The following is a 1608-nucleotide window of genomic DNA, read 5'->3' on the forward strand; positions in this document are numbered from 1 at the left end:
CTAGCCTCGATGTTTCGTCTGGCTGGGGGATTGAAGGTTTGGCTGCATGGCGGTCGCTGCGGTGCTGGTATGGCGTGGCTGATTGCCGGCGTTGGTGTCGCCGGTTCTCCGGTCCTTGGTTGTCGGTGTCTGCGGTGGTGCCGGGTCAGGCGGTACGGAGCGTGTGCCAGCCGATGTCGATGAGCTCGTTCCAGGGCCAGTCGCGTGGGAGTCGGAGGCGTCTTCGCCGGCCGGTGCGGACGATGCGTCCGGCGACGGCGAGGATCCGGAATCGGAGCCGTTTGGGTTCCCAGCGGCGGGCTGGCTCGGTGTGGTCGAAGGCGAGGGTCTGGGTCCAGGCGAGCAGGTCAGCGGCGAGTGCGACGACCTCGAGCCAGATCCGGTTCTTGGCGTAGGACGCGAAAGGCAGGTTCCGCAGACCGGTGTCTTTCAGGCATCGGATGCGGTCCTCGCAGCGGACGCGTTGGCGGTGTCGGACCTCGAGCGCGGGCAGGGTCCAGCCCGGCCCGCGGGTGTTGGTAGCAAAGCAGGTGATCCGCCAGCCGTTGTGGTCGGTCAGTCGTAGTTGGGCGCCGGGGTGGGGGCGTTCACGGCGAGCGATCACTCGCATCCCTGCTGGCCAGTCCTTGGGGCCCGGGCGGGCGGTCCGGTTCTGAACCTTGACCGGGGCTGGCATCCATGCGGTGAGCTCGGCGACCTGCGCACCGTCGCGGGGTTCGCCGTCGCCGTCGACCGCGGCTCGCCAGGCCTGCTCGGGGATCGCTTCGATGGCTGTCTTGACCGTCTCGTGGGCCTGGAAACCGATCGAGTACTCCAATCCCAGATCGGTGATGTGGCCCAGGAACATCTTCGAGCAGGCGCCGGTGTCGGCGCGGACCAGGACTTGACCACGCTCGTGTTCGGGAAGCTGGGCCAGAGCAGCCTCGAGGGTGGTGATGTGGTCGTCCTTGTTCCACGGTGAGGCTTTCCCCGGCCGCAGGTCGAGCGCCAGCGGTTCGCCGGTGCCGTGCTGGCCGTGGTCGACGAAGCTGCACATCGGGGCGAACCCGAACCCGCGTTTGAAGGTCGGCTCAGCGCCTTCCTTGTCCGAGTGGGCGGTCACCAGCGTGGCGTCGATGTCAACGATCACCTGCCCACCATCACGGCGACCTGCGATGCCGGCCAGTGGCCGGCGACGGGACCACACTGCAGCGCGGGCGTCGGCTCGTGCCTGCCGGATCGCGCTCACCGCCGCATCGACGTCGGCAGCGAGCGTTGCGAAGATCCTTGAGATGGTCGGGTCGGAGGCGACCGTGCCGAACACCTGCGGTTGGGAACGCAGGGCGGCGACGTCCGCGAGGCAGTCGCCACCGAGCGCGACCGCGGTCGCCACATCGAGCAGCACTTTGCCCGGATCGTGTGCAGCCCGCGTCGGTCGCCACGCCGCGAGTGCTCGGGACAGGCCGCGATCCAGGCCACCAACCCGGATCGCTTCGCTCAGCAACAGCGCGCCCGAGGACGAGATCAGCGACTCGCGGACAGGATCGAGAACCAGACTCGGGACACGGTTACGCTTCACCTACGGAGTGCCTTCCGCTAGGGACCTTGAGACTTCAGCAATCCCAAGTT

1 protein-coding gene is annotated in these 1608 nt (G+C 68.0%); it reads right to left on the bottom strand.

What is annotated here, in order from left to right; translation table 11 throughout:
• Positions 1–145: 145 nt before the first annotated feature.
• Positions 146–1558, bottom strand: a complete 1413-nt coding sequence (locus ACYVAQ_RS23325; protein ID WP_460793006.1) for an IS1380 family transposase — start codon at positions 1556–1558, stop codon at positions 146–148.
• Positions 1559–1608 lie beyond the last annotated feature (50 nt).

The sequence above is a fragment of the Nocardioides maradonensis genome (assembly GCF_054777115.1).